This is a genomic window from Allocoprobacillus halotolerans (assembly GCF_024399475.1).
GTDB classification, from domain to species: Bacteria; Bacillota_I; Bacilli_A; order Erysipelotrichales; family Coprobacillaceae; genus Allocoprobacillus; species Allocoprobacillus halotolerans.
In genome coordinates this window covers 1,967,958-1,994,757 of the sequence record NZ_CP101620.1, presented here as the reverse complement: position 1 = coordinate 1,994,757, position 26,800 = coordinate 1,967,958, and the positions used below count along the sequence as shown (strand labels likewise).

The following is a 26,800-nucleotide window of genomic DNA, read 5'->3' as shown; positions in this document are numbered from 1 at the left end:
TTAATCCTCCCATTTTTTAAAGATTAATGAAGCATTATGTCCACCAAATCCTAAAGAGTTATTCATTGCATAATGAATATCTTGTTGTCTACCTTCATTAGCGACAATATCCAAATCACAATCTTCATCTTTATTTTGATAATGAATCGTTGCTGGAATATATCCATCCTGTAAAGCTTTGACACAAATCACTGATTCTAAAGCACCACTGGCACCTAATAAATGTCCTGTATATGATTTTGTTGAAGACATTGCAAGATGATATGCATCTTCACCAAAAGCATATTTGACAGCAGTTGTTTCTGTTTTATCATTTAATGGTGTAGAAGTTCCATGCGCATTAATATAATCAATATCAGATGGTTGTAAAGAGGCATCATTTAAAGCTTGTTTTATCGCTTCGCCACCACCTGTTCCATCAGCTAATGGAGCTGTAATATGATACGCATCACAAGTTGCTCCATAACCTACAACTTCACCATAGATTGTTGCATTTCTATCTAATGCATGTTGTAATTCTTCTAACACAAGAACAGCAGCCCCTTCACCCATGACAAAACCACTACGATCTTTATCAAATGGAATAGAAGCACGTTCTTTATCATCACCTGTGTGTAATGCTTTCATTGAAGCAAATCCAGCTACAGATAATGGTGTAATCGAAGCTTCACTTCCACCTGCTACCATAACATCTTCATAGCCATCTCTAATTTTATGGAAAGCTTCTCCAATCGCATTTGTTCCAGCAGCACATGCTGTAACAACAGAAGATACATAACCCTTAGCTCCTAAATCAATCGCAACACTACCAGCTGCCAAATTAATTAAAGTCATTGGAATAAAGTATGGTGAAACTTTTGATGATCCTCTATTTAATAAATTTTGCTCGGCTTTTTCAATAGATTCCACACCACCAATACCACTACCAATTATGACACCAAAACGTTGACGATTGATTGATTCTAAATCTAACTTCGCATCAGCTATGGCTTGTTTCGCAACAATTCTAGCAAATTGTGTAAAACGATCATTAAACTTTAATTCTCTTTTTGTAAAATAGCTTTCAAAATCTAAACCTTTGACTTCTCCTGCTAATTTGACTTTATAATCACTTGTATCAAAATGTGTAATTTCATCTATTCCACATACTTGATTTAAAATTCCATTCCATGTTTCATCAACAGTATTTCCAATAGGTGACACAGCACCCATACCTGTAACGACAACTCTTCTTTTCATCATTGATCCTCCTTACATGACCATTCCGCCATCCACATTGATGACTTGACCAGTAATATATTTTGCCTGATCACTTGCTAAAAAGTATACGACATTGGCAACATCTTCAGGTTCACCCATATGTTGTAAAGGAATATTATTTAAAATTGCTGTTTTTGTATCATCACTTAAAACATCTGTCATTTTTGTCGCAATAAACCCTGGTGCAATCGCATTGGCACGAATATGACGAGGAGCCAATTCTTTAGCCACTGATTTTGTTAAAGCAATAACACCTGCTTTACTAGCTGCATAGTTGGCTTGACCAACATTTCCAATAATACCAATCACACTTGCCATATTGATAATAACACCAGATCTTTGTTTCATCATAATACGTGAAACAGCTTTAATCGCATTAAAAGTTCCTTTTAAGTTCACATCAATAACATCCATAAATGATTGTGTATTCATTTTTAATAATAATTGATCTTTTGTAATCCCTGAATTATTAACCAAAACATCAATAGACCCTAATTTTTCTAAAACTGTTTTCATCATTTCATCCATTGCTTCATAATCAGTAACATCACCTTCATGAATGATGGCCTGTACCCCAAAAGCTTGACATTCTTTTTGGACTTCTAAAGCTTCATCTGGATTTCCAATATAATTAATCGCTATATCATAACCTTCATTTGCAAATTTTAAAGCGATGGCTTTTCCAATTCCACGACTAGCTCCTGTAATTAATGCAACTTTACCCATTTTTTAACGCTCCCAACATTTGATTTAATCCTTCAATACTATCAACACTATAAACTGGAACACTTCTATCTGTCTTTTTCACAAATGCACTCAATGCTTTTCCTGGTCCAATTTCTACAAAAGCTTCTACTCCATTTTCAATCATATATTGAATAGATTGATAAAAATAAACACTTGATTTGATTTGTTGAGTTAAAATCTCAATTAAATCACGATCTTCTTCTTTTCCAGATACATTATAAATCACTGGAATATTTGGCTGATGAATCTCATATTTTTCTAATTCATCTTTTAATTGATGAGAAGCTTCTTCTAATAATGGAGAATGGAATGCACCAGATACTTTTAATGGAATAACACGTTTTGCTCCAACTTCTTTTAATTTTTCTGAAGCTAATTCAACAGCTTCCTTTGTCCCTGTAATGACAATTTGTCCTGGACAATTGTAATTCGCAATAGTCACACCATCAATAGGTTCAATCACTTCTTGAATCTTCAAAGCATCCATGGCTAAAACAGCTGCCATTGATGTTGTTCCTGCCAGTAAGGCTTCACTCATGATTTGTCCACGACGTCTAACGATTGAAATCGCATCTTGAATATCAAAAGCTCCTGCATAAGCTAAAGCTGAATATTCACCCAAAGATAAACCAGCTACATAATCTGGACGAATACCATGTGCTTCAATGACTTTCGCAATTGCTAAAGATGTTGTTAAAATACATGGTTGTGCATATGATGTTTCATTCAAAACATCTTCTGGTCCTTCAAAACATACTTTTTTCACATCAATATCGATGTTAACTTGATCAAAAACATCTTTTGCTTCTGGAAAAGCATCATAGAATTCGTGGGCCATACCAACATATTGACTGCCTTGTCCGGCAAAAATCATTCCTATTTTCATAGATTTTCCTCCATTTCATCCATATATTCTTGAATCACTTGATCAACATGTTTCATTTCATGAATACGTGCTGCCTGACTTCCCACAAAGACAAGTCCTTGTTGCACATTTCCTTTGACACTTTGAATTAAAGCCTCACTGATACAATAAGGTGTCTTTTCAGGCGTACAAGGAATCATACAATGTAAACAGTTTTTCATACAAATATCGCCCGTTTGTCTTGTTTTTTTCACAAAGTCATTGACAATCGCACGACCAGGAAGTCCAGCTGGACTAGAAACAAGTTCGATATCTTCTTCACTACATTGAATAATCATATCTTTAAATGGTTGCGAAGCATCACATTCGTATGTGGCAATAAATGGTGTAGCTATTTGAACACCGGTAGCACCAAGTTTAATGAATTCAGCCATTTTTTTACCTGAATCAATACCACCTGCCACAAAGACAGGAATTGTCTTTTTATATTTTTCTTCCCAGACTTTTAATTCTTTTTTCACATCTGATAAAATATCACTTAGTTTTTGATATGTTTTCGCTAATAAATCTTCTTTTTTAAAACCAAGATGTCCACCAGCTTCACTGCCTTCAATCACTACAAAATCAGGTGTATACTGATAACGTTTATCCCAAACTCTCGCGATCAGTTTTATCGCTTTACCACTTGATACAATCGGTGCTAGCAAAGCTTTTCCTTTGGCATGTTTAGGTAAATCTAAAGGTAATCCTGCACCTGATATAATCGCATCACAACCACCTTCAATTGAAGCTTTCACAAAAGCTTCATAATTTTGACTGGCTACCATAATATTGACACCAATCAAACCATTGCCTTTGGCAATTTCTTTGGCATGATGAATATGATCTTTTAATGCTTGACAATTCACACCTACAGGGTCTTTTCTAAATCCTTCATAGTTATAACCAGGATGAGCGGCACTAATCACACCCATTGCTCCACATTTCGCCACGTGTCCAGCTAGTGATGATAAAGAAATACCAACACCCATACCACCTTGAATAATGGGAAGTTTCATCAAACGTTCTTGTATTTGAATCATTCCATTTCCTCCATGACTTTCTGTAAGTTGTGATAAACAGTTTTTGTAGAAGTCATCATTTCATCAAGAATCTGTTTTAATGGTTTTTCTCTTTGACCATTCCAGCAATTTGTCCCATCATGACAGATCCAGTTTTGACATCACCATCTTGAACAGCTTTTCTTAAAGCACCCAATGTTAATTTTTCTAATTCTTCACGACTTTCAAAATGACCTTCTAATTTCAAATATTCTCTAGCCATTTGATTTTTTAAGATACGCACTGGCGTATTGACACTTCTTCCTGTTACAACAGTATCCGTATCTTTAGCTTTCATGACAGCTTCTTTGTAGTTTTCATGAATTGGACATTCATCAGCCACTAATAAACAAGTTCCAATCTGAACACCAATGGCACCTAAACTTAAAGCCGCCATCATCCCACGTCCATCGGCAATTCCACCAGCAGCAACAACCGGAATATTGACTGCATCAACAACTTGTGGCACCAAAGCCATTGTTGTCATTTCACCAACATGACCTCCTGATTCACCACCTTCAACAATTAAAGCATCAGCCCCAGCTCTTTCCATACGTTTGGCAAGACCAACACTTGGCACAACTGGAAAGACTTTAATCCCAGCTTCTTTTAATTTAGCCATGTAAGGCCCAGGATTCCCTGCTCCTGTTGTAACCACTGACACACCTTCTTCAACAATGACATCAATAATGTCACTAGCATAAGGATTCATCAACATCACATTGACACCAAAAGGTTGTGTTGTTAATGCTTTACATTTACGAATTTCTTCTCGTGTTTGTTTGGCATCCATTGATCCTGTCGCAATAATTCCTAAACCACCACTATTAGAAACACAAGCCGCAAAAGATGCGATTGCAATGTTTGACATCGCTCCTTGAATAATTGGATATTTAATATTTAATAATTGATTTAATAACACTTTATTGTCCTCCTCTATTGTCAATAAGAGTTGCACCATAAGTTAATCCAGCTCCAAAACCAACCAGAATCACACGTCCATTGGCTGGTATTTTTCCTTCTCTTTGTGCCATGGCATAGGCAATTGGAATACTTGCTGCTGAAGTATTTCCAAACTCTTGAAGATTCATATAAAATTTGGAAAGATCAACTTTCATCTTTTTCGCAACATGACTGATAATACGATAATTAGCTTGATGTGGAATGACCAAATCAATATCATCCATTGTTAGATTAGACTGTGCCAAAACATGTTCAATCGATTCTTTTAAAACCTTCACTGCAAATCTAAACACATCATTACCTTTCATATTTAAATAATGTGTTGATGGTTCATTGTTTTGTAAATCTTGAACCAATGATAAACCATCAGCTTGTAATACTTGCTGAGTATCTCCTTCACTATTAGCATAGTGATATAACTGAGTTGCTCCACGACCAAGAATCATCGCACCGGCTCCATCCCCAAATAGAACACAAGTTGAACGATCATTCCAATCAATCATTTTACTAATTGTTTCACTTCCAATCACCAGAATATGTTCATATCTGCTTAATAAATCACTGGCAATCTGGAAAGCATATAAAAAGCCACTGCAAGCTCCGTTAATATCAAATGCAAAAATTGGACAATCATTTAAACCAAGCTTCGCTTGGACAAGACAAGCTGTTGAAGGTGTCATACAATCCGGTGTCATTGTCGCAACAATAATCACATCAATATCTTCTCTTTGAATATTCGCATCTTCAATCGCCTGTAAACTTGCTTGATAGGCTAAATCACTTGTATTTTCAGTTTCACTGACATAACGTGATGAAATACCCGTTCTTTGTATAATCCATTTATCACTTGTGTCCACTCTTTTTCTAAATCTAAATTAGATATTTTCTTTTGGGCTCTGACAAACCCTGTTCCTAAGATTTCAATTGAATTCATGACATCAATCCCATTTTACGGAATTTATGATAACGTTTTTCCAATAAATCTTTTTCTTTTGTGTGTGTTAAAATATCTAATTCTTTTTGTAAATACTGATCTATATTATCTAATACAAGTTTTAAATCATTTTGCATACCACCTGTTGGTTCTTTCACCAAATGATCAACAATCCCTTTTTCATAAAGATCATAAGATGTTAATTTCATGACTTCAGCTGCTTCTTGAACACGACTATCATCTTTCCATAAAATACTTGCAAAACCTTCAGGTGATAACACTGAATAAATGGCATTTTCTAACATACAAATACGATCGGCAACACTTAAAGCCAAAGCCCCACCGCTTTCGCCTTCTGATAAAACCACACAAATCACTGGTGTTTTTAAATCAGAGAAAACATATAAGCTTTCAGCAATGGCCTGTGCCTGACCTCTCTCCTCAGCTTCAATACCAGGATAAGCTCCAGCTGTATCGACAAAAGTAATAATTGGTCGATGAAACTTTTCAGCTTGTTTCGCAAGTCTTAAAGCCTTACGATAACCTTCTGGATTACACATTCCAAAATGTCTATTTAAATTTTCTTCCAAAGTCTTTCCTTTGGCCTGTGCAATCACTGTCACTGCCATTGAATGAAAACAACCAATTCCCCCAATAATGGCCTGATCATCTCCATAACGTCTATCCCCATGCAATTCATAGAAATGATCAAACAATCCCTCAATAAAATCACTGGCTTTAGGTCGTGATGGATGTCTAGCAATAGACACACGATCCCAAGCCGTTAAATTCTGATATGTTTCTTTTGTTAAATTATCTATTTGTAAAGATAATTCATCAAATTCTTTTTGATCTTGCGTTAAGGCTCTTTTGGCCTGTAACTCTTTTATCTTCTTTTCATTATCTATGAGGCTCATAATTTTCCTCCATGTAACTTTAATAAATCTGAAATAACATTTTTCAAATCATGTCTTTGAACAATCATATCAATAAAACCTTTTTCGAGTAAAAACTCAGCTGTTTGAAAACCTTCAGGTAATTCTTGTTTAATTGTATCTTGAATCACACGTTTTCCAGCAAAACCAATCATAGCTTGTGGTTCTGCAATAATAATATCACCTAACATGGCAAAGCTGGCACTGACTCCACCTGTTGTTGGATGTGTTAATAAAGCAATATATAAACCACCTTGATTAGAAAAGCGTTTTAAAGCAGCACTGATTTTTGCCATTTGCATCAATGAGTCTATACCCTCTTGCATTCTGGCTCCACCACTTGTACAACTGATGATTAATGGCAACTTTTTACGTGATGCAAGTTCAACACCTTTACAAATCTTTTCACCAACAACTTTTCCCATACTCCCCATCATAAAACGAGAGTCCATGACACATAAAACAACACCACTTTGATTGATTTTACCAATTCCACAAATCACAGCTTCATTCATACCTGTTGACATTTGAGCTTTTTTTAATTTACTATCATATCCTGGAAAATTTTCAATATTCTTTGTTATATCTTTTTCAAAATATTCACGCCAAGACCCTTCATCAATGAAGTCACGAATACGTTGTCTGGCACTAATTTTCATATGATGACCACATTTTGGACAAACATAATCATTTTCAATCAATGAAAAATAAGGAATAGATTCATGACAATGATCACATTGCTTAAAAATATTTTCTGGAATTTCTTTTTTCTTTGACCTTATGTCTTTTTAACCAAGATGAGAATTCTTTTAATTCTTCATTTCGTTTTTTAAACAATTGATCCATTCTCTTTCAACTCCTTTATAAACGCTTCACAAAAACTTGTATCATAACTTCCTTCAATAAATTCTTTAGAATGAAGCACATAGTAATGAAATTTTGTATTGGTAGAAATACCATCAATAATCACTTCACTTAAAGCTGCACGCATTTTTTTAATACATTCTAAACGTGTTGGGGCAAAAGTGATTAATTTCAAAATCATTGAATCATAATAAGGCGATATTTCACAACCACTATACATAGCACTATCCACACGGACACCACGTCCACCTGGCAAATGCATAAATGTAATTTTTCCTGGTGTTGGTGCAAAATCACGATTCATATCCTCAGCATTAATACGACATTCTAAAGCATAACCATTTTGTTGAATATCTTCTTGTTTATAAGGTAACTTCAACCCACCAGCCACTTTTAACTGTAATTTAATCAAATCAACACCACAAATCATTTCTGTAATTGGATGTTCAACTTGAATACGTGTGTTCATTTCCACGAAATAATAATTTCCATGTTTATCTAATAAAAACTCAATTGTTCCCACACTGTTATAGCCAACATGACGACAAGCTTTCAAAGCATCTTCAAATAACTTTTGACGTACATCTTTCTTTAAGATATGACATGGTGCTTCTTCAATCATTTTTTGATGACGTCTTTGGAATGAGCAATCTCTTTCAAATAAATGAATAACATTACCATGTTGATCTCCAATCACCTGAACTTCAATGTGTTTAGGATTTTCAATCAACTTCTCTAAATAAACATCATCATCCCCAAAGCATGCTTTAGCTTCTGCTTTGGCATTTTGATACTGTGTTTCAAATTCATCTTCATGACTTACAACACGCATACCACGTCCACCGCCACCATTGCTGGCTTTAATCATGACTGGATAACCAATGCGACTGGCAATCTCTTTTCCATGTTCTACAGTTTCAACAACTTCTTTAGAACCTGGGATTACTGGAACACCAGCCTCTTTCATCATTTTTCTAGCCGCCGACTTATTTCCTAGCATATCGATAATTTCTGGTGATGGTCCAACCCAAATCAACCCACATTGGATAACTAATCTAGCAAATTGGCTATTTTCACTTAAGAACCCAAAACCTGGATGAATCGCATCACAGCCTATATTACATGCAGCTTGAATAATCGCATTCATATTTAAATAAGAATCATTGGCGAGTGGTCCACCAATACACACTGATTCATCAGCCAATTGCACATGTAAAGATTGTCGATCAGCAGTCGAATAAACAGCCACTGTTTGAATTCCCATTTCTTTACATGTACGAATAATTCTGACTGCAATCTCACCACGATTGGCAATTAATAATTTTTCAATCACGCTATCACCTTACCCTATCATCATTAAAGTTTGATCATATTCAACAGTTTCACCATCTTGAACTTCAATAGATAAAACTTTTCCAGAAACAGTTGCTTTGATTTCATTCATCACTTTCATTGCTTCAATGATACAAATCGTATCTCCTTCTTGAATCATATCTCCCACTTTAACAAAAGGTTCTTTTTCAGCCCCACTTGATTGATAATATGTTCCAACAATTGGACTTTTTATAGGTGTTCCAGCTTTTTCTTCTTGCTCTTGAACAGGTGTTTCTATATTTACAGGTGCCACAACCTGCTTCACTTCTATATCTTTTTCTAATGTGATATGTAAATCACCATCAGTTAAATCCATCTTTGATATTTGACTTTCTTCAAACATCTTCATAATTGATTTAATTTTTTCCGTATCCATATCTATTCCTCCTTAGAAAAATAAGCTAAGTGAAACCTTAGCTTATTGTTTAGATTCAATTAATTTCACGATATCTTCAACAGTAACTAATGCAGCTAATTCTTCATCAGAAATTTCAACATCAAACTCTGTTTCTAAATCTAAAGACAATTCAACAGCTGCTAAAGAATCAATATCTAAATCTTCTTTTAATTTAGATTCTAATGTAATTCCTTCTCCATCAATATTTAAAGATTCTACTAATGCATCTTTTACTTGTTCAAACATGATATGTCCTCCTGTATTTAGTTAAAAATTTTTATATTCTTACTTCAAATTTTTGAAGTAATGTTACTATACACCTCTTTTTATGATTTGTAAATAGGTTTTTATTAATTTATTTAAAATTTTTTATATAAATTTTTTAAAGTAAATAAAAACAAGGTTTTTCACCTTGTTTTTATTGCTTTATACAATTAATAATAAAATTTATTTGATTTTATCAGTATTTTAGATCATTCCATCTTTCTTACTCATGACTAGATTCAAATTGTGATTGATAAAGATCAGCATAGAATCCAGCTTTAGCTAATAAAGATTCATGATTTCCTAATTCGACAATATCTCCATCTTTCATCACAATAATCGTATTGGCATCTTTAATTGTTGAAAGACGATGTGCAATGATAAAACATGTTCTGCCTTCCATCAATTTATCCATTCCACGTTGAATGAGCACTTCCGTTCTTGTATCAACAGAAGATGTTGCTTCATCTAAAATCAAGATTTTTGGATTGGCTAAAAAGCTCTAGCAATTGTCAACAATTGTTTTTGTCCTTGTGAAATATTACTAGATTCTTCATTAATGATAGTATCATAACCATCTTCTAATGTATTAATAAAATGATCGGCATAAGCCAAACGACAAGCTTCATACATTTCTTCATCCGTTGCATCTAGTTTTCCATATTTCAAGTTTTCACGAATTGTGCCACCAAATAACCAAGTATCCTGTAAAACCATACCAAATAAACTTCTTAAATCACTTCTTGATAAATGAGTAATATCTTCACCATCAACTAAGATATGACCACCATTTAATTCATAGAAACGCATTAACAACTTCACGATAGTTGTTTTTCCAGCACCCGTTGGTCCTACAATCGCAACACTCTGTCCTGCATGAACATGCATTGAAAAATCATAAATAATTGTTTTATCTGGTGTATAACCAAAATTCACATGGTTAAATGTTACGCTTCCTTGCATTTGTTGAACTTGTTCAGTGGTTACTAGTGCCTGTTCTTTTTCCATTTCTGGTTCATCTAAGAATTCAAAGACACGTTCAGCAGCCGCTGCCGTTGATTGAAGCTGATTCATAATTTGTGCCAATTGTGTAATCGGTTGATTAAATTGACGGACATATTGAATAAACGCTTGAATATCACCAATCGAAATCATTTCACCACTTGCTAAAAAACCACCTAATAAACAGACACCAACATAACCAATGTTTCCTACAAAAGTTGTTAATGGTTGCATTAATCCTGAAAAGAACTGTGATTTCCATGCTGAATTATATAATTCATCATTATATTGTTCAAACTTTGTTATGGAATCTTCTTCTCCATTAAAAGCTTTCACCACTTGATGAGCCCCATACATTTCTTCAATGTGTCCATTAACATTTCCTAAATTAGTTTGTTGTGAAATAAAATACTTCTGTGTTCTTTTCATAATCTTAGACATTAAAAACATAGAAATAGGTAAAACACATAAGGCCAATAATGTCATTGGTACACTGATGGTCAACATCATAATAAAGATACCAATAACAGTCACAGTAGAAGTGACAATCTGCGTTAAACTTTGATTTAATGATTGTGCAATCAAATCCACATCATTTGTCACACGCGATAAAGTATCACCACTGGAATGAGTATCAAAATAACTGAGTGGTAAACGATCCATTTTTTCTGAAATTTCTTTTCTAAAATCATAAGCTACTTTTTGAGAAATGCCTGAAGTTAAAAATCCTTGGACATAATTCAATAAAGCACTTAATAAATAAATACAAACCAAGAAAAACAAAATCTCAAAGATTGCATCAAAATCAATCCCACCGGTATGTGTGACTTTCGCCATAATTCCTTCACTTAATTTATCTGTTGCTTTAGCTAAAACCTTTGGTCCAAAGATTGAAAAGACTGTTGAACCACCAGCAAAGATAAAAATAAATATAAATTTAATATAATAGGGTTGTAAATGAGCAAACAATTTTTTCATTGTTCCTTTAAAGTCCTTAGCTTTTTCATTAGACATCTGTCTACCACCCATATGTCCTCTAGGCATTGGCTAATTCCTCCTTTGAAAGTTGTGAATAAGCAATTTCCTGATAAACTTGACAAGTTTTCATCAATTCATCATGTGTTCCTTTTCCAACAATTTTTCCATCATCTAAAACAATAATTTGATCTGCATCCATGATAGAAGCAATTCTTTGTCCAACAATTAAAACAGTATTATTATTCTTTTCCATTAACTGACTTAATTCTTTTCTTAAAGTCGCATCGGTTTTAAAATCCAATGCTGAAAAACTATCATCAAAAATTAAGATTTCAGGATTTTTGGCTAACGCTCTGGCAATTGCTAAACGCTGTTTTTGTCCACCAGACACATTCGTTCCACCTTGCGAAATTGGTTCGTCCAATCCCTGTGGTTTTTCATCTACGAATTCCTTAGCCTGTGCTACACGAATCACTTCATCTAATTCTTCATCAGTTGCATCATGTGCCCCATATTTTAAATTTGAACGAATGGTTCCTGAAAATAAAACACCTTTTTGAGGAACAACACCAATACGTTCTCTTAAATCATGTTGCACAACATCTTTGACATTGACACCATCTACCAGCACTTCACCTTCACTGACATCATAGAATCTTGGAATCAAGTTAATCAATGTACTTTTTCCTGAACCCGTTGACCCAATAAAGGCTGTCGTTTGACCAGGTTTTGCTTGAAAGCTAATATGACTTAAAACAGCTTCATGCGCTCCTGGATATTGGAAAGACACATCTTTAAATTCCACAACACCTCTTTGACTGTCATCAAAATCAACAGGTTGCTTAGGATCTTGAATTGTTAAATCTGTTGATAATACTTCATAAACACGATCAGCAGCGACACTGGCACGAGGTATCATAATGAAAATCATCGCAATGAATAAAAATGACATAATAATTTGCATTGCATATTGAATAAATGCCATCATTTCACCAATCGCAATATTTCCTAAATCTAATTGTTGTGAACCCACCCAAACAACTAAAACAGTTGCAAAGTTCATAATAAACATCATAATTGGCATTAATGTTGCCATTGCACGATTGACAAATAAATTGACAGTTGTTAAATCGTTATTGGCTTTATCAAAACGTTCTTCACTATGTTTTTCATTACCAAAAGCTCTAATAACAAGAACCCCTGTTAAATTTTCACGCATTGTTAAGTTTAATTTATCAATTAATGATTGAATGATTTTAAATTTTGGTAAAACAACTTTCATCAATACACCAATGACAACTGTAATGACAATTAAAATCATCAATATTATCCATGTCATAGATGAAGAATGTGTAAAAGCTTTAATTAAAGCCCCTACCCCCATCATTGGTGCAAATAAAACAATACGCAATAACATAATCATCAACATCTGTACTTGGGTAATATCATTTGTTGTACGGGTAATTAATGAAGCAGTAGAAAATTTATTAAATTCACTGTTAGAAAAACTTTCAACTTTCTTAAATACAGCTTTTCTTAAATTTCTGGCAAAACCTGATCCAACTCTTGATGATAAAAATGCTGAAGCCATCGCCGCTAATGAACCTAATAATGCAATACCTAACATTTTAAAACCAGCAAAGAAAATATATTCTGTTTGCATTTGATCGACATCAGCACCTAGTGCTATATATTCACTTTTGACACCATTTCCAGCAGCCACTAACATTGTTGATTCACCCATTGTATCAATTTGAGCATCAATATCAGCAGTCATCTGATTTTTGGTTTGTTCATCCATCATTTCAAAAACCTGATAAATATCCATACCTTCTGGTATATTTTGAAACATCTGTTGATACTGAGTAGATTCAGGATCCATCGCATCAATAGAAGAAACCATCAACATTGGTTTAATCAATGCACTTTCTAATTCTTCTGTCTGTTTTGTTGACAAATCATTTAAAACATAAGCATCTTCTAATTTTGGAAACGTATCTTTTAAATCTTGTGATAAGTCTTCATAAGATGTCAAAGTATAACTTGATTGAATTGTTTCTTGTTGCTTTTCATCAGCAAAAAGCAATAAATGTTCAAAAGTTTCTGGACTATAAACATCTCCAATAGATGTATCAAATCCACCTGCCTGAATCCCATTTGTGACAATATCACTCATATAATCCGGTAAGGCTAATTCTGATTGTGATTGAATAAAAACACATCCAATACACAAAAGAATAGGTAACCAAAATTTATAGGCAAACTTGCGTAATTTTATCACTGCATTTCCTCCTTTAAATTTCTTTTAATCTTTTTAATCACTTTTAAAACAGCCTGATAATCCTCTTCTGTTAAATCTTTACAGACAACATCATGAACATGATGAAAATCATTTTTCATTTCACCAATAACAGCTTTCCCTTTGGAAGATAAAATAATCTGATAATAACGTTTATCATCTTCATTCATTTTTCTTTCAATAAGTCCCATATCCACTAAACGTTTAATCCTTACTGAAAGAGTTGCCTCAGTAATACGAAGTCTTTGAGCAATTTCCTTTTGATTCATTTGATTTTGTGCTATTAAAAAAATCAATTTCACCTGTTCCATTGTCAAATGATGACATTTTTGTGAAGTCAATTTTTGAAGCAATTTATGAATATCTCTCATTTCTTCCATCAATTGACCAAAATTTTCATATTCCATATTCTTTCCTCCTATTACTTAGCGCACTAACCATTATACTTAGTCGACTAACTATTGTCAATATAAAAGAACGATATTTTATATTAAGCATCAATAAAGGCTCTAGAATTTTTTATGGTATAGCTTTAAGGAACTCATGAGAATCATTATTTTTGATATAGAACCTTTCCAAAAATAATTATGAGGAGTTATTCAACTCCTCACTCTTTCATGTTTATCTCTTTATGAATTGACAAATGTTCGTGTAAATCTTCTTTTCATCTATAATAGAGCATACCAATTTATAATTTTTTACAAACAGCTCTAAATATGTCATTTTGCATTAGATAATTAATATGATTATTGTATAACCCAATCTATAACCTACTACAATTCATTAATTGATTTTATTTAAAATTTAGCATATTTATGCTCTTTCCACATATTATTTAATGTTTTTAGCATTATGATTTCAAGCAATTAGAATCAAAACAGCAATAAACACAAATCTTGTTACCTGATATTAACTTGCTAAACCTATTGACTAAAATTGAAAAAATTCATTTTTGGTCATTAGAAATAGATTTCATACTAAAAAGGTACCCATTTTAGGATACCCTTTATACTTTATGATTTTATTTTTTATTAAAATCCTGAATCAAAGAAACGATTTTGAGGATTTCGGCTTTGCGTATTATCTGGTAACATATCAAAAATATTAACCAAATCAAAGCCTTGACCATTGATTTTAACTGCTAGATAAGGATAACGATAAGATTGATATTGAGAAATATCAAAACGATAAGTTTGTTTTGCTTTCCATGTATGTTCTTCGTTATTTTCATCTAAAAAATAAACAACTGTATTTTTTCATCAGGCAATCCTACAATTGTGATTTCTAAATCATCTGGTAAGCCAGTTGGAACAACAAATGAACAATTTGTTCCATTGATTGTAAAACTTTTCTTTAATGATGTTAATGCACTTCCATATTGATTTTTTGTCGTATCTCTTAAGGCTTGATTGACTTGCTGATTAATCCATGTTTTTACAGAACCCACATTATTCTGACTGGCAACATAACATCTCTTTTATCATCAACTTCTACACGTATAAGATCAGGCTGATCATCATTTTGTGAAAAGAAAACAATACGCATCGTTTCACCATTAGAGAAATTGATAGTCGCATAAGACTAGCTATGCTAATTATTTAAAACCATATTTAAACTTTTTTCCATGATATCTTCTTTGACATCTAAATTTTCAAACATCGTTGTCATTTCTTCAATTTGCGTTTCATTGAGTGTCACACTATCTCTTTGTGAACGATACACATTCACTTCCTGAATATCCTGAAGCTCAACGACAAATGTTAATGTTATATAATGATTTGAAAGGATAATTGGAATCGCACATCCTATGACACATACAACACAACAAAAGATTAAACGAGGCACCATCTGCCAGCGAAAACTGATAAGCAATGATAAAATCAATGCTCCAATAACCCAAAACAAACAACGTTCTAAAAAATTTGCTAATATTGTTCAATTATATCACCATAAAATATAAGGAAAACCATCAGTAATGCTAATGATAACAGCATCAAAAATTGTTTGTTAAACCCAATCGCAGCAATCAACAACACAATGATTATAATTGGCGCAAGTATTAAAATCATCTTTTTCCTCCCTACTCACGAACTTGACCTTGGCCATGAATCTGGTATTGATAAGATGTCATTTCCAAAAGTCCTAGTGGACCTCTGGCATGTAATTTCTGGGTACTGATGCCTAGTTCTGCCCCAAAACCAAATTGTCCTCCATCACTAAAACGAGTAGAAGCATTATGGTAAACACAAGCCGAATCCACTGTTTTTAAAAATAAACATGCTGTTTCTAAATTTTCAGTCACGATAGCTTCTGAATGTTTTGTTGAATATTGATAAATATGTTCAATCGCTTCCTGTACATCTTTGACAACATGAACTGCCACAATATAATCATCATATTCAGTTGCATAATCTTTATCTGTCACTGGTTGACATGGAATGATTTTTTGAACAGAAGCATCACCACGTATTTCTACACGTTCTTGAAAATGTTGATATAACAAAGGCAAATAAACATCAGCAATATCTCGATGAACCAAAATCGTTTCAATCGCATTACAAACTGATGGTCTTTGTATTTTGGCATTAATCGTAATATCAATAGCCTTTTTCATATTGGCTTCTTTATCAATATATAAATGACAGTTTCCTGCACCTGTTTCAATAACTGGAACAGTTGCATTGCAAACGACATGTTGAATTAATCCTGCTCCTCCTCGAGGCACAACGACATCCACATAACCATAGGCATGAATCAATTCATCCACCATTTCTCGTCCTCCATAATCAATCAATTGAACACATTCAACAGGGAGAATTCCATCAATAGCTTCTTGCATCAAACGAGTTAAAAAGAGATTGGAATGAATAGCTTCTTTTCCACCTTTTAAAATACAGACATTTCCAGATTTGATGCATAAACTTGCTATATCAACTGTCACATTAGGACGTGACTCATAAATAATACCAAACACTCCAATCGGTATACGGACTTGACGAATGAGTAAACCATTAGGCCTTTTGATTTCTCTGATTATTTCTCCCACTGGGTCACTTAAATCAATCAGTTTTAAAACATCTTGTGACATGGATATAATGCGTTCTTCATTCAACAAAAGACGATCAATCATTGCTTCTGACATTCCTGATGCTTTTGCATTTTCAATATCTTTTTGATTTTCTTTGATAATATCCAAAACATGTTTTTGTAATGTTTCAGCTATATTTCTTAATGCTTGATTTTTTATTTCTGTAGACATATTCATCATTTGACGTGCTGCGTTCTTTGCTTGATGAAGCTGTTCTAAAAGTTTTTCATTCATTGGTATCCCCTCCTAAAATCACCATATTATTGACATGTATAACCTCATCATAATCATGACGATCTAATATATGCTTAATCTCATAGCTTTGATGTCCTTTAATCATTATAATTTCTAAACTTGAATATTGCACAATCCCTTTTGCGATTCTTTGTCCTTTTTGACTGACAACATCCACAACTTGTCCCGCTAAAAATTGTCCTTTGACATCAACAATGCCAGAGGGCAACAAACTTTTATGTGCTTTTAAAGCCAGACAAGCGCCATCATCAACGATAATTTTACCCTTTGAATGACTACGATAAGTTAACCAATGTGCCTTAGCTTTCAGATTTTGTCCACTACCACCATTGAACCATGTTCCTGATTCATGTTCATCAAAAACATGTAAAATACTATTGGCTTTTTGCCCATTCACAATAACCATATCTTTTCCATAATCATTGACAATCTTAGCAGCTTTAATTTTAGTTGCCATACCACCCGTTCCTAACTTTGAAGTCGAACCAGATGCCATCTTTTCAATCTTTTCATCAATATGTTCAACATATTTTAAAAGTTTCGCTTGAGGATTGACATGTGGATTATCAGTATATAACCCATCAATATCACTCACTAATATTAATAAGTCAGCATCAATCACAGGAACAAGTAAAGCTGACAAAGTATCATTATCCCCTACTCTAATTTCTTCCACTGCTAAAGCATCATTTTCATTGACAATAGGAATAACCCCATAATCAATTAAAGCATTCATTGTATGAGATAAATTTAAAAGTCTTTGACGATCATCAAAATCTCCATGATTCAATAAAACTTGTGAACATTTTAAATGAAATAATTGAAAGATTTCTTCATAAATCTGCATCAATTTAGCTTGTCCAATCGCCGCTAAAGCCTGTTTTTGAGGCAATGTTTCTGGTTTACGTGGCAATTCCATCGCTCCCATTCCAGCACTAATCGCCCCTGATGAAACGATGACAACCGTCATTCCTTGTTCAATTAACTTGGCAACCTGCATAACTAAATATAATATTTTTTGTTGATCAATATAGCCATCTTGATGACATAAAGATGATGATCCTACTTTAATAATCACTCTCTTGATATTTTTCGTCTTCCTCATGATATTCCCCTCTCATCTTTTGATAAAACAAATATTTTGCAATTTCAAATCTTCCTTTAAAAACTTCTATATAAAAAAATAAAGATGAAACAATACAAAATAGCATTAAAAATTCATTCAAATGACCAATCCATAAAACAATACACCCCGTTACCATCCAATACAATATATGGCGTGGCATATATAAAATATATAAGTAAATAAATTGAAAAAAATATTTTTTCATCAAACGAATAGAATAAGTGATACATTCTGTCCAAGAAAATTCTTCTAATTCCATTACATAAGGAACAGGTATAAATAATGTTGTTAAAAAAAGATAAATAAAAATGCACACAATTATATTCACAACTAAAAATGTATTTTCTAAAATTAAAGATATATATTCAAATTGTGGTATAAAATATTCTGTTTGAATTAAAGCATTTCCTAATGATGAAAACCATTCAATAGAAAATTCTGGAATTAAATTTTGAATTGTCAAAAAAGACGGGATTAAACAAATCAAAATACACATCAAAATAATCGCCTTTCTCATTAAATATGCTGGTGCTACTTTAACAAAGCTAAAAATGCCATCCAATGAATCATGATAATCTAATATTGGTTGCTTTGTATCCACTAACTTCATTGCACATTTAACATATCCATGACTAATAGGACATAAAAAGAGTGATACAAAGAAAGAAAAAATACCACTTTGTAAATATTGAGCCAAAATACCCACATATCCTACATAAAAGAATTCTGGTATAATCTGATGTCGATAGCGAAGATAGAGTTGATTTGATTGTTGTTTAATCTCTTGAATATTCATATATTAATCTCCTCGTTGAAAACATTATACACAAGTTATTCTTAAAAGTAAAAGATAAAAAAACTTAATACAATATTTAAAATAAAAAGATTTCATAAACGACTATATCTGTCATTTAAGAAATCTCTTTAAAATCCATTCCAAACTATAGAAAATCAGCAACTTTAAGAATTTATTTCACTTTATCTATTGAATATAATATATTTCCTTCCCATCCAATCTTACATGCCTATCTGGACCTTGAAGATGGCAAGGATACAAGCTCATACCACGAAAAAAGAACTGGAATATATCTTCATCAATTTGTTCTATTTGTGTTTTCATAATTATTTAGCCCTCGTTCATTCCATTTATTATCAGTAATCTTAAAATTAAAATCATTTTAATAAAACAAATTTAACATAACACCTTAATCAAGCTTTTTTTGTGCTATTTTATAAATATCTTCTAAACTTGCTTCTTCAAGCAAAAGGTCAAATATCTTTTCATATTGTTCTAATGACAAGTGATCAAGGAAATCTGTTTCATGATTAGGATTCATTTTCATAAATAATTTAACGACATTATACTTTAAGGTTTCTTTTCTCCCTTCTTCTTTTCCAATACGCAATCCTTCCTCGTGTTCTCTTTTCTCCTTTGCCTTTCTCGCCCTTCTGTTCAAGTCACGATTGAATGCCATATCCTGCAAAATAATATCTTCATTAAACTTTTCTACTTTCTTTTCCATGATCTCCACCACCTTTTTCTTCGTTTTCATTATATCATCATCAATCCCATTTTTGAATATGTAGATGGCGATTTCCAATTCATTAAATTTATCCAATCCCTTTTCTTTTTTCAAAAGATTGATATATGGTAAATATATGTAGATTCTTGTTATTAAATGATATTTTTCTATATGCCCTTCTTCATTTTTGCTCACATATCTGTCTATCAAAACAAGATTATCCTTATCTAGATCATCGATAAAAATCAATTGAAATACATGATGAATATTGGACACATAATCCTGTCCTCGCTTTTGCTGTTCAACTAGCAATCTGGCTCCATAGATTTGAAATCTTTGATATTGTTCCTGGTCCAGTGATGAATTTTGCATTTCTACATCACAGATTTCATCTTTTTCATTTGTAACTCTTACATCAAGAATCATATCCTTATCTTCAACATGCTGGGGATTCAATTCAGGATTTTGCACTTTCAATGAACAACATTCAATTCCTGCAATATTTTCAATAATCAATTTTAAAAGATAAAGGCAGTCGGGGTCCTGATCATCCCTTAAAGTAAATTTAAACAAAACATCATTCTTAAAATCTTCAATTCTTCTTTTTTCCTTTAACATAAAATAACCCTCCTACTTTTTATATACGAAAGTAAGAGGGCATTTTTCTTTTTTTGTTTTCATTTCACATATTTTCACATATTACGCTGTTTCTTGGAACTGGGCATTATACAACTGACTATAAAAACCATTCTTTGCTAATAAATCTTCATGTTTCCCTTGTTCTACAAGATAACCATCTTTAATTACAAGAATTAAATCAGCATTTCTAATCGTTGATAAACGATGTGCAATGACAAAACTAGTACGTCCTTTCATAACTTTTTGCATCGCATCTTGCAAACGTTTCTCTAATCGTGTATCAACTGATGAAGTGGCTTCATCTAAAATCATAATTTGAGGATTTTTTAACATTGCTCTTGCAATCGTTAATAACTGCTTTTCACCTTGTGAAATATTATTAGCTTCTTCATTAACAATCATGTCATATCCATCTGGTAACGTTCTAATAAAATGATCAACATTAGCTTGTCTAGCTGCTTCAATCACTTCATCCTTTCTTGCATCCAAACGTCCATAATGAATATTTTCATAAATCGTTCCATGAAATAACCATGTATCCTGTAAAACCATTCCAAACATAGAACGCAATTGTTCTCTAGGAATTTGTCTAATATCCACACCATCAATACGAATACTTCCTGATGTCACATCATAAAAACGTAACAATAAACTGATTAACGTTGTTTTTCCAGAACCAGTTGGTCCTACAATAGCGACCATCTGTCCACTTTGAATATCAACATCAATATCATGAAGAACTTCTTTTTCATGATAACCAAAACAAAGATGATCAAACGTGACATGACCTTTTGTGTTTGTAAGAGATTGAGGATTATCTATTGGTTTTTCTTCAGGTTCATTCAAGACTTCAGAAATTCTATGTAAGGCTGCAAAAGCTGATTGAATTTGTGAAGATAAGTTACTGACTTGAGAAACCGGATCATTGACTTGCCAAATATAACGTACAAAAGCCTGCAATTCTCCTACTAGCAATGTCCCATTTAAGACAGATAAACTTCCCACAAAACCAATTGTACCAATAATGATATAAGTGACTAATGATATACATGGCGAAATAATAGAAGACATAAATTGTGCCTGAAAAGCATTGCGATATAATGTTTGATTAATACCTTTAAATTTTTCAATCGCATCTTTTTGCTTATTAAACAATAGAATTTCACGATAACCACTATACATTTCAGTAATGGCTCCATTTAAATTTCCTAATGCATCTTGTTGAGCCTGGAATTTCTTTTGGGAACGCTTGACAATAAATCTTGTAATCAATAAAGCCGCAGGAATAATCAATAAGACAATACAAGTCATCGTGATATTGATACGCATCATCATAACAATAGCTAAAATCATCATCAAAATGCCTCTAATCATTTCTGTTAAAGTCTGTTGCAAAGCATTAGACAATGTATCAACATCATTTGTAATACGACTTAAAACATCCCCATATTTATGTTGGTCAAAATAACTCACAGGTAATTTTCTAATCTTATCTTGCAAAGCATTTCTTAAATCATGCATTGTTTTTTGAATAGAATTTGTTAATGTGACAATCGTAATAGATTGTGAAAAAGTTTTTAATAAATATATTCCTAACAACATGATAATAATTTCAATAACACGATCATATTCTACATGAGCACCCGGTATCCCTTGCATCATATCCATCGCATTTTCCATCAATAATGATGTCATCATCCCTTCAATCATAGGTGATGTAGATAATGAAAAACATGTCACAACAATCATCATAATTGCAATGATAAATCCCCATTTATAAGGTGCTAAAAAAGGAGAAATCTGTTGGATTGATTTTTTTAATGTTTGCCATTTCTTATTCATAATTCAATTCCTCCTCACTTAACTGTGATAAAGCAATTTCATGATAAATAGAACAATTCTTTAAAAGCTCATGATGTTTCCCATGTCCAACAATACGTCCTTCATCTAAAACAATAATCTGATCAGCATCTTTAATAGTAGAAATTCTTTGAGCCACAATCAAAACAATAGAATGTTTCGTTTACGCTTTTAAAGCTTGTCTTAAAACAGCATCAGTTTTGTAATCCAAAGCTGAAAAAGAATCATCAAAAATATAAATTTCCGGTTTTCTAATTAACGCTCTAGCAATACTTAAACGTTGTCTTTGTCCACCAGAAACATTGGTTGCACTTTCGGTAATCATTTCATCAAAACCGAGTGGTTTTTCCATAATAAAATCATAGCTTTGTGAAACTTTCGCTGCATGTTCCAATTCTTCTAAAGACGCATCAGCTTTTCCATATTTTATATTTTCTCCAATCGTTCCAGTAAACAACATGGCTTTTTGAGGAATAAATCCTATTTTATTTCTTAAATCATCAATATGATAGTTCTGTATATCCAAACCATCAATTTGAATTTTTCCACTACTTATATCATAGAAACGTGGTATCAGATTAATCAATGTACTCTTACCTGATCCAGTACTTCCAATAAACGCAATGGTTTCACCTTCATGGGCTTCAAAAGAAATATTTTTTAAAACTGCTTCTTCACCATCTGGATATGCAAAAGTCACATTTTCAAAAGAAAGATGATGTTCACCATGAGAAACTACTTGTCCTTTCGTTCCTTGATCTTCAACGACACTTTTTGTAGACAGAACATCCATAATACGTTTTGCTGAAACAGCCGCACGAGGATACATTACAAAAACATTACAAAATAACATCATCGAAAACATCGCATGGAAAAGATATTCCTGAAAGGCTATTAACTTTCCAACTTGTAATGTTCCCATATCAATCATATGACTCGCTACATAAAAAATCACTAATGTCACTAAATTCATTAAGAAATAAAAAATCGGTTGCGTTAATAACATTAATTTAAAAATCTTTCTTGTATATCCTGTAAATTCATCATTTGTTGAATTAAAACGTGATTGTTCATAGTCATCATTATTAAATGCTCTAATAATTTTTAATCCTGATAAATTTTCTCTTGTAATACGATTTAAACGGTCTAAAGATAATTGTTGTTTTTGTGATAAAGGTTCAGAAATCTTTGCAACAACAATAACGCCTATCACAATCACCGGTAAAGTCGCAGCAATAATCAACGACAATTCTAATGAAGTACGCATGGTCATAAAAACACTGATAATGACCATAATCGGTGTTAATAATGCCGTTCTTAAAAGAACATTAACAAACAATTGAATTTGAAAAGCATCATTGTTGGTACGTGTAATTAATGATGAGATTCCAAAATGATTAAATTCATGTGGTGAAAAACTTTGAATATGGCTAAAAATATCATTACGCATATCTCTTGTAATGGATGTCGAAATTTTAGCGCAACAATACCCTAAAATAATCGTTCCAGCTACACCTAAAATAGAAATTACAATGGCTAAAAACCACATGGAATAAAGATAACTCTCATTTTGCATTGTTACTCCATTATCAACCATATCTGCAATAATCGTTGGTAGACCTAGTTCAACAAGGGCAAAACCAAAGACAGATACAATATTCAACACTAACAACTTTTTATATCTTTTTAAATAATGTAATATAAGTTTCATATAGGCCTCCTTTTCATACAGTATTACTACTATTATATACTAAATTTTAAGATACGTATAGCCTAACTGTGCTAACTCAAAAAGAGTTCTTTATATTTAAAGAAGCTCTTTAACAAAAATTTATTCATGAATATAAAGATGACTCACATTCCATTGATTGATCAAAGACATTAAATTTTGTGAATCTGTTTTTAATCTTATTCCATAACATTGAAAATGATTTTGATACCTGTTTACAACATTTATCAAAATCATTTGTGAAAACATATTCTTCAAGTTTATCAGTTAACAATCAATAGTTTTTTCTTCATGAACTCTTTTTTCATCATAGTAAAATAATCAATCGTTATCATTGAGACGGTTCACAAGTAAATGGTGCATCTTTTAATCTAACAAAATATCCTTGATCATGTGAACATACTGGACAAAGCTGTGGTGCACGTGTACCTTCAAAAATAAAACCACAATTCAAGCACATCCAATAACAAGGTTGATCAGATGCATAGAGTTGTCCATTTTCCAAAAGAGTTGCCATCTTTTCAAAACGATCACCATGAGTTTTTTCAATTTCTGCAATATTGAAAAAATCTTGTGCAACCTTATGAAATCCTTCTTCTTTAGCAATCTCACCAAAATTTTGATAGACATCTTCGTATTCTTCATACTCATTGTGTCTGGCACTCTTTAATAATGATAAAACATCATCATAAGTATCTACTGGATAACCACCATCAATAACAATCGTTTCACCAGTTAATTCCTTTAAATGATTGTAAAAAATTTCAGCATGTTCCTTTTCCTGATTGGCTGTAAAATAAAATACATCAGCTAACATATGATGACCTTTTTTAGCTGCTAAAGCACCAGCAAAAGTATAACGATTTCTCGCTTGTGATTCACCTGCAAAGGCTCTCATTAAATTATCTTTTGTTTGACTATTACGAAAGTCCATATTCTCACCTCGTTAAGAGTATGGACGTAATCATCAAAAAACATTCTTCTTTTTTAAAGAGAATGTTTTTTCCTTTGTAAATAATGAATCCATAAATCAGATAATTTTGTCATCACAAAAACAATAATCACCATCCAAAGAATCCATGCAAAGATACCAACCATATCAATTTGAACTCTAGCATAATATAATTTTTTTCCAATGCCATATTGAGTAGATACAAAAATTTCTGCCATGACACCTGCTTTAAAACTTAATGGTAATGTTGTTTGAATGGCAGATTGAATATATCCTTGAATCAAAGGTAAATAAGCATAACGCAAATTATAGAAAAAAGAGTGATGATATAATTGAATAATATCCTGCAAATCACTATCTATATGCAAAATTCCTTGGAAAGCATTAAAATAAAAGACTGGTACTAACATCAAAAAGACAATCAATATCAAAGCTGTTGTACTATGAAACCAAACAAGTAAAATCAAAATATAGCCAATTTGAGGAATGGTTTGTAAAAAGGTCATGACAGGTTCTATATATTGACATAAGCGATGTGAAATTCCACTCATAATGCCTAAAAATACACCTATGATCATGGCGAGAAAAAACTTATCATAATGCGTATAACTGTATAAAAAATAGCGATATAAAAATCTTTCTGCGTAAAATCACTCATCATACGCATAAAAACATCACTTGGATATGGTAAGATGACTTCTTTTTGAATCATTAAAGAAGCCATCTGCCATATGGTTAAAACAATAAGAAAGAGAATCAATTTTCTTTTCATGATGCTAACATACTTGAATCATAAGTGATGTTAAATAATTGAAGAAAATCTTTAATGTTATCTTCGCATTGACTGGCTGGAACATAGTGAACATTTTGACGTTCAATTGATGCAATAGTTATATCAACACTTGGTAAACCTAATTGTTCAATCCCAATGCTTTCTAATTTTTCTTTTAAATCAGGATAATTGTTTTCTGTAAAATCCTCAATAGCTTGAAACAAATCATCATTTTGATAGTCTTTTTTTACAAACATAGCTGCTTGTGGATAACCAGATTTGCCATATTCTGTTTGTAAATCAGCAACAATTGATAATTTTAAATTATTTTGTTTCGCTTTTGCGATTGTTGCACTAGCAAGTGGTTCTGCCAACAATCCAACTTCCACTTTACCTGATAATAACTGTTGTTGAACAAGGGTTGCTGAAGAATAGTAATGTGGTTCAAGATTGGTTTCCATATTGACTGTTTCAACAATCTTTTGAGGCACAGCCCCTTCACCAAATAAAGCCAATTCACCTGAATGTGTCAAAGCTTCTTTAGATGTTCCCACATAATATAAATTACCCCATGTTAATACACTTTGTAAACGATATTCAGTCTGTCCACTTGCGATTAATTTTGCGCCTACATTAATAGGTGCAATAATGATTTCATATTCACTATCAGCTTTGGCTAATTCAGCAATCAACTGATCTGTTCCATCGACCAATTGAATTTGTCCATTTTCAACTATTTTTTCATATTCTCCAACAAGGGCTAAAGCGGGAGCACCTGTTGGACATAAAATATGCACTGATGATTCTTGTTGACATCCTGTGATGAGTAAACTCATCAAAATACATAAACTTATTTTTAAAAACTTTTTCATAA

24 protein-coding genes and 3 pseudogenes are annotated in these 26,800 nt (G+C 32.5%); all 27 read right to left on the bottom strand.

All coding sequences use genetic code 11. The features are described 5' to 3' along the window. The 27 genes and pseudogenes from fabF to NMU03_RS11595 all read right to left on the bottom strand — a co-directional run bounded on the left by fabF (position 1) and on the right by NMU03_RS11595 (position 26,798). Positions 1–1,242, bottom strand: coding sequence for a beta-ketoacyl-ACP synthase II (gene fabF, locus NMU03_RS11725; RefSeq protein WP_435372902.1), 1,242 nt, complete (start codon positions 1,240–1,242; stop codon positions 1–3). A gap of 9 nt (positions 1,243–1,251) precedes the next feature. Continuing rightward, entirely contained in the window at positions 1,252–1,986 is a 735-nt protein-coding gene (gene fabG / locus NMU03_RS11720; protein WP_290138563.1) for a 3-oxoacyl-[acyl-carrier-protein] reductase, read from the bottom strand. Continuing rightward, a complete protein-coding gene (gene fabD / locus NMU03_RS11715; RefSeq protein WP_290138562.1) occupies positions 1,979–2,893 on the bottom strand; it encodes an ACP S-malonyltransferase in 915 nt (304 codons plus the stop codon). Before fabD ends, fabG begins: the two co-directional genes overlap by 8 nt. Then, positions 2,890–3,954: an NAD(P)H-dependent flavin oxidoreductase gene (locus NMU03_RS11710; RefSeq protein WP_290138561.1), complete on the bottom strand. Its 1,065-nt coding sequence runs from the start codon at positions 3,952–3,954 to the stop codon at positions 2,890–2,892. Before NMU03_RS11710 ends, fabD begins: the two co-directional genes overlap by 4 nt. After that, positions 3,951–4,894: pseudogene (locus tag NMU03_RS11705) on the bottom strand (nitronate monooxygenase). The gene NMU03_RS11710 and the pseudogene NMU03_RS11705 overlap by 4 nt, the downstream one beginning before the upstream one ends. Before the next feature lies 1 nt (position 4,895). Then, positions 4,896–5,792, bottom strand: coding sequence for a beta-ketoacyl-ACP synthase III (locus NMU03_RS11700; protein ID WP_290138560.1), 897 nt, complete (start codon positions 5,790–5,792; stop codon positions 4,896–4,898). Positions 5,793–5,865: 73 nt separating this feature from the next. Next, complete coding sequence (locus tag NMU03_RS11695; protein WP_290138559.1) at positions 5,866–6,786, bottom strand: acetyl-CoA carboxylase carboxyltransferase subunit alpha; 921 nt, start codon at positions 6,784–6,786, stop codon at positions 5,866–5,868. Continuing rightward, positions 6,783–7,565: an acetyl-CoA carboxylase, carboxyltransferase subunit beta gene (gene accD, locus NMU03_RS11690; RefSeq protein ID WP_290142333.1), complete on the bottom strand. Its 783-nt coding sequence runs from the start codon at positions 7,563–7,565 to the stop codon at positions 6,783–6,785. Before accD ends, NMU03_RS11695 begins: the two co-directional genes overlap by 4 nt. 68 nt (positions 7,566–7,633) lie before the next feature. Beyond that, positions 7,634–9,001: an acetyl-CoA carboxylase biotin carboxylase subunit gene (accC, locus tag NMU03_RS11685; RefSeq protein WP_290138558.1), complete on the bottom strand. Its 1,368-nt coding sequence runs from the start codon at positions 8,999–9,001 to the stop codon at positions 7,634–7,636. Positions 9,002–9,010: 9 nt separating this feature from the next. Beyond that, entirely contained in the window at positions 9,011–9,418 is a 408-nt protein-coding gene (locus NMU03_RS11680; RefSeq protein ID WP_290138557.1) for an acetyl-CoA carboxylase biotin carboxyl carrier protein, read from the bottom strand. A gap of 42 nt (positions 9,419–9,460) precedes the next feature. After that, positions 9,461–9,685 (bottom strand): acyl carrier protein, encoded by a 225-nt coding sequence (locus NMU03_RS11675; protein ID WP_290138556.1) that lies wholly within the window; start codon positions 9,683–9,685, stop codon positions 9,461–9,463. Positions 9,686–9,926: 241 nt separating this feature from the next. Then, positions 9,927–11,749: pseudogene (locus NMU03_RS11670) on the bottom strand (ABC transporter ATP-binding protein). Beyond that, positions 11,742–13,964, bottom strand: coding sequence for an ABC transporter ATP-binding protein (locus NMU03_RS11665; RefSeq protein WP_290138555.1), 2,223 nt, complete (start codon positions 13,962–13,964; stop codon positions 11,742–11,744). The pseudogene NMU03_RS11670 and the gene NMU03_RS11665 overlap by 8 nt, the downstream one beginning before the upstream one ends. Further along, the gene (locus tag NMU03_RS11660; protein ID WP_290138554.1) at positions 13,961–14,389 is read right to left on the bottom strand and encodes a MarR family winged helix-turn-helix transcriptional regulator; all 429 of its coding nucleotides are present in this window, start codon (positions 14,387–14,389) and stop codon (positions 13,961–13,963) included. The genes NMU03_RS11665 and NMU03_RS11660 overlap by 4 nt, the downstream gene beginning before the upstream one ends. 824 nt (positions 14,390–15,213) lie before the next feature. Continuing rightward, positions 15,214–15,429: a hypothetical protein gene (locus tag NMU03_RS11655; RefSeq protein ID WP_290138553.1), complete on the bottom strand. Its 216-nt coding sequence runs from the start codon at positions 15,427–15,429 to the stop codon at positions 15,214–15,216. A gap of 143 nt (positions 15,430–15,572) precedes the next feature. After that, positions 15,573–15,887 carry a hypothetical protein gene (locus NMU03_RS11650; RefSeq protein WP_290138552.1) on the bottom strand — a complete coding sequence of 105 codons (315 nt, stop codon included), beginning with the start codon at positions 15,885–15,887 and terminating at the stop codon, positions 15,573–15,575. Between the two features lie 20 nt (positions 15,888–15,907). Continuing rightward, a complete protein-coding gene (locus NMU03_RS11645; RefSeq protein ID WP_290138551.1) occupies positions 15,908–16,051 on the bottom strand; it encodes a hypothetical protein in 144 nt (47 codons plus the stop codon). An 11-nt stretch (positions 16,052–16,062) separates the two neighbouring features. Further along, positions 16,063–17,304, bottom strand: coding sequence for a glutamate-5-semialdehyde dehydrogenase (locus tag NMU03_RS11640; protein WP_290138549.1), 1,242 nt, complete (start codon positions 17,302–17,304; stop codon positions 16,063–16,065). Further along, a complete protein-coding gene (gene proB, locus NMU03_RS11635; RefSeq protein WP_290138547.1) occupies positions 17,297–18,430 on the bottom strand; it encodes a glutamate 5-kinase in 1,134 nt (377 codons plus the stop codon). The genes NMU03_RS11640 and proB overlap by 8 nt, the downstream gene beginning before the upstream one ends. Beyond that, positions 18,393–19,247 (bottom strand): hypothetical protein, encoded by an 855-nt coding sequence (locus NMU03_RS11630; RefSeq protein WP_290138545.1) that lies wholly within the window; start codon positions 19,245–19,247, stop codon positions 18,393–18,395. The genes proB and NMU03_RS11630 overlap by 38 nt, the downstream gene beginning before the upstream one ends. A 409-nt stretch (positions 19,248–19,656) precedes the next feature. Beyond that, on the bottom strand, positions 19,657–20,592 hold the full coding sequence (locus NMU03_RS11625) for a PD-(D/E)XK nuclease family transposase (RefSeq protein ID WP_290138544.1): 936 nt from the start codon (positions 20,590–20,592) through the stop codon (positions 19,657–19,659). Between the two features lie 81 nt (positions 20,593–20,673). After that, on the bottom strand, positions 20,674–22,455 hold the full coding sequence (locus tag NMU03_RS11620; RefSeq protein ID WP_290138543.1) for an ABC transporter ATP-binding protein: 1,782 nt from the start codon (positions 22,453–22,455) through the stop codon (positions 20,674–20,676). Beyond that, positions 22,448–24,184, bottom strand: a pseudogene (locus NMU03_RS11615) (ABC transporter ATP-binding protein). The gene NMU03_RS11620 and the pseudogene NMU03_RS11615 overlap by 8 nt, the downstream one beginning before the upstream one ends. A gap of 349 nt (positions 24,185–24,533) precedes the next feature. Continuing rightward, positions 24,534–25,136 (bottom strand): rubrerythrin, encoded by a 603-nt coding sequence (gene rbr / locus NMU03_RS11610; RefSeq protein ID WP_290138542.1) that lies wholly within the window; start codon positions 25,134–25,136, stop codon positions 24,534–24,536. Positions 25,137–25,189: 53 nt separating this feature from the next. Then, the gene (locus tag NMU03_RS11605) at positions 25,190–25,705 is read right to left on the bottom strand and encodes an ABC transporter permease (protein WP_290138541.1); all 516 of its coding nucleotides are present in this window, start codon (positions 25,703–25,705) and stop codon (positions 25,190–25,192) included. A gap of 23 nt (positions 25,706–25,728) precedes the next feature. Beyond that, positions 25,729–25,926 carry an ABC transporter permease family protein gene (locus NMU03_RS11600; RefSeq protein WP_290138540.1) on the bottom strand — a complete coding sequence of 66 codons (198 nt, stop codon included), beginning with the start codon at positions 25,924–25,926 and terminating at the stop codon, positions 25,729–25,731. Continuing rightward, the gene (locus NMU03_RS11595) at positions 25,923–26,798 is read right to left on the bottom strand and encodes a hypothetical protein (RefSeq protein ID WP_290138539.1); all 876 of its coding nucleotides are present in this window, start codon (positions 26,796–26,798) and stop codon (positions 25,923–25,925) included. Before NMU03_RS11595 ends, NMU03_RS11600 begins: the two co-directional genes overlap by 4 nt. Between the last annotated feature and the right edge of the window lie 2 nt (positions 26,799–26,800).

What these genes read in the sequence shown, in the direction of transcription:
- NMU03_RS11645 (WP_290138551.1), bottom strand. Translation starts at nt 16,051, where the DNA reads ATGATTTTAATACTTGCGCCAATTATAATCATTGTGTTGTTGATTGCT.
- NMU03_RS11595 (WP_290138539.1), bottom strand. Translation starts at nt 26,798, where the DNA reads ATGAAAAAGTTTTTAAAAATAAGTTTATGTATTTTGATGAGTTTACTC.
- fabG (WP_290138563.1), bottom strand. Translation starts at nt 1,986, where the DNA reads ATGGGTAAAGTTGCATTAATTACAGGAGCTAGTCGTGGAATTGGAAAA.
- NMU03_RS11640 (WP_290138549.1), bottom strand. Translation starts at nt 17,304, where the DNA reads ATGAATGAAAAACTTTTAGAACAGCTTCATCAAGCAAAGAACGCAGCA.
- proB (WP_290138547.1), bottom strand. Translation starts at nt 18,430, where the DNA reads ATGAGGAAGACGAAAAATATCAAGAGAGTGATTATTAAAGTAGGATCA.
- NMU03_RS11630 (WP_290138545.1), bottom strand. Translation starts at nt 19,247, where the DNA reads ATGAATATTCAAGAGATTAAACAACAATCAAATCAACTCTATCTTCGC.
- NMU03_RS11710 (WP_290138561.1), bottom strand. Translation starts at nt 3,954, where the DNA reads ATGATTCAAATACAAGAACGTTTGATGAAACTTCCCATTATTCAAGGT.
- NMU03_RS11605 (WP_290138541.1), bottom strand. Translation starts at nt 25,705, where the DNA reads ATGAGTGGAATTTCACATCGCTTATGTCAATATATAGAACCTGTCATG.
- NMU03_RS11680 (WP_290138557.1), bottom strand. Translation starts at nt 9,418, where the DNA reads ATGGATACGGAAAAAATTAAATCAATTATGAAGATGTTTGAAGAAAGT.
- fabD (WP_290138562.1), bottom strand. Translation starts at nt 2,893, where the DNA reads ATGAAAATAGGAATGATTTTTGCCGGACAAGGCAGTCAATATGTTGGT.
- NMU03_RS11620 (WP_290138543.1), bottom strand. Translation starts at nt 22,455, where the DNA reads ATGAATAAGAAATGGCAAACATTAAAAAAATCAATCCAACAGATTTCT.
- NMU03_RS11660 (WP_290138554.1), bottom strand. Translation starts at nt 14,389, where the DNA reads ATGGAATATGAAAATTTTGGTCAATTGATGGAAGAAATGAGAGATATT.
- NMU03_RS11625 (WP_290138544.1), bottom strand. Translation starts at nt 20,592, where the DNA reads ATGTTAAAGGAAAAAAGAAGAATTGAAGATTTTAAGAATGATGTTTTG.
- rbr (WP_290138542.1), bottom strand. Translation starts at nt 25,136, where the DNA reads ATGGACTTTCGTAATAGTCAAACAAAAGATAATTTAATGAGAGCCTTT.
- NMU03_RS11675 (WP_290138556.1), bottom strand. Translation starts at nt 9,685, where the DNA reads ATGTTTGAACAAGTAAAAGATGCATTAGTAGAATCTTTAAATATTGAT.
- fabF (WP_435372902.1), bottom strand. Translation starts at nt 1,242, where the DNA reads ATGATGAAAAGAAGAGTTGTCGTTACAGGTATGGGTGCTGTGTCACCT.
- NMU03_RS11695 (WP_290138559.1), bottom strand. Translation starts at nt 6,786, where the DNA reads ATGAGCCTCATAGATAATGAAAAGAAGATAAAAGAGTTACAGGCCAAA.
- NMU03_RS11600 (WP_290138540.1), bottom strand. Translation starts at nt 25,926, where the DNA reads ATGAAAAGAAAATTGATTCTCTTTCTTATTGTTTTAACCATATGGCAG.